Annotated in this window: 2 protein-coding genes and 1 pseudogene; all 3 read left to right on the top strand. The window is 75.2% G+C overall.

All coding sequences use genetic code 11. The features are described from left to right. A pseudogene (locus H5J30_RS28985) lies at positions 1-379 on the top strand (ArsR family transcriptional regulator); the annotation flags it as partial. Then, positions 376-1,179 (top strand): SRPBCC family protein, encoded by an 804-nt coding sequence (locus H5J30_RS28980; protein ID WP_181790239.1) that lies wholly within the window; start codon positions 376-378, stop codon positions 1,177-1,179. The pseudogene H5J30_RS28985 and the gene H5J30_RS28980, both read left to right, overlap by 4 nt. Positions 1,180-1,216: 37 nt before the next feature. Continuing rightward, a complete protein-coding gene (locus H5J30_RS28975) occupies positions 1,217-1,969 on the top strand; it encodes an SDR family NAD(P)-dependent oxidoreductase (protein ID WP_181790238.1) in 753 nt (250 codons plus the stop codon). The last annotated feature ends 178 nt before the right edge of the window (positions 1,970-2,147 follow it).

Raw genomic sequence — 2,147 nt, 5'->3', positions numbered from 1 at the left:
GGAGGTCGGCGGGATGGCGCGCAACGCCGTACGGGGACGCAAGCGGCTGCCGGTCTACGGGCTGGAGGCCGCCGTGCGGTTCCGCTCGCCCGCCGACCGGGCGGCGTTCGCCGAGGAGCTGACGGCCGCGGTCAACGGGCTGGTGTCCAAGTACCACGACGAGTCCGCGCCGGACGGCCGCTGGCAGCGCCTCATGGTCGCCGTCCACCCCGTACCCAAGGGCGTCGACCCCGGCGCGCCCGAGCCGCCGGGAGCGCCGGAAGCACCGCCTGCACCGGAGGCACCCGAGGCATCCGGGGCACCCGAGGCATCCGGGGCGACCGGCGCACCGGAAGCCGCGGACGCGTCCGGCGCCCCCGCGGGCGAGGAGCTGCCGTGACCGACGACGACCCCACCGCCCGCCTCACCGGCCACGAGGTCGTGGTCCCCGGCACCCCCGACGAGGTGTGGCGCGCCATCGCCACCGGGCCCGGCCACGCCGCCTGGCTCTTCCCCGCCGACATCGACCCCGCCCCGGGCGGCGCCATGACCGTGCGCCGCGAGCCCTACGGCGAGACCGCCCACGCCACCGTCACCGACTGGGACCCGCCGCACCGCTTCGGCTACGAAGAGCCGGCGGGCCCCGACGCGCCGCCGCTGGCCACGGAGTTCCTCGTGCAGGCCGCGGGCGGCGGCAGCTGCGTCGTACGGGTCGTCAACGGCTTCCGCCACGGCGGCGAGGGCTGGGAGGACCTGGTCGACGGGGCCGGCGAGGGCTGGCGGATGTCGCTGACCGTCCTGCGCGCCTACCTGACGCACTTCGCCGGCCTGCCGGCCGGCAACGTCGACGTGCTCGTCGGCCTCGGCCTCCCGGCCGCGGAGCGCCCCCGCGCCGCGGCCGTCCTCGACCTCCTCCTCGGTATCGCGGGGGCGGCGGCCGGGACCCCGTTCCGCACCCCCGCGCGCGTACCGGAGCTGGCCGGCACGGTCGAGGACCGCAGCCCCGGCTACGTGCTGCTGCGTGCCGCCGAGCCGTACCCCGCCCTGTACGCCCTCTCCTGCTTCCCGATGGCGCCCGGCGCCCCGCTCTCGGCGAACCTCCTCGCCCGCCTGTACGGCGCACCGCCCGGCGCGGCCGCACGCGAGGAGGACAGGTGGCGCACCTGGCTCACCGGCGCCCGCAGCGCATTCGACAACTGACGACGAAGACAGCCGTGTTCGACAAGTGAGGATCACCATGCTGCTGAAGAACAAGAACGCCCTCGTCTACGGTGCCGGCGGCATCGGCCGCGCCGTCGCGCTCGGCTTCGCCCGCGAGGGGGCGGCCGTGCACCTGGCGAGCCGGACCCCCGCGCGACTGGAGGCCGTTGCCGCCGAAATCCGCGACGCCGGCGGGACCGTGTCGACGGCCGTCGTCGACGCCCTGGACGAGGCCGCCGTCGACGCGCACGCCGACGCCGTGGCCAAGGAGGCGGGAAGCGTCGACATCTCCGTCAACCTCGTCTCCGTGGGCGACGTGCAGGGCACGCCCCTGGCCGAGATGGCGCTGCGCGACTTCGAAGCGCCCGTCCACAACGCCGTCCGCACCACCTTCCTGACCTCGAAGGCCGCCGCCCGGCACATGATCCGGCAGAAGTCCGGCGTGCTCCTGACCTTCGGCGGCGTCGGCGACCCGATGCACGGCTACTTCATCGGCGGCTTCCAGGTCGCGCTGAGCGCCGTGGACATGCTCCGCAAGCAACTGGCCGCAGAACTGGGCCCGCACGGCGTGCGTGTCGTCGGCCTGAAGACCGGCGGGATCCCCGAGACCATCCCGGACGGCTTCGAGGGCCGCGAGGCGCTGGTCGCCTCGCTCGCGGAGCCGACGATGCTCGGCCGGACGGCGACGCTGGAGGACGTCGGCAACGCCGCCTCGTTCGCCGCCTCGGACAAGGCCGCGTCGATCACGGGGGCGGAGCTGAACATCACCTGCGGCGCGATCGTGGACTGACCGCCGCACGGCAGCCGAAAGATGTGCAGATGGGATGTCTTCGGGAGCGCTCCCACGCTACGCTCCCAAACCCAGGCCGCGCCCCCTCATCGGGGAGGGGCGCGGCGGTTTCCCGGGGGAGTCCCATGCGCACACGCTCACGCACCACCACACGCACGTCCCGTGCCCTCGCCGCCGC

Origin of the sequence: Streptomyces phytophilus (assembly GCF_013870535.1) — a bacterium.
Lineage (GTDB): Bacteria > Actinomycetota > Actinomycetes > Streptomycetales > Streptomycetaceae > Streptomyces > Streptomyces phytophilus.
The sequence above is the reverse complement of the archived record's forward strand: the minus strand, read 5'-3'. Positions and strand labels throughout refer to the sequence as shown.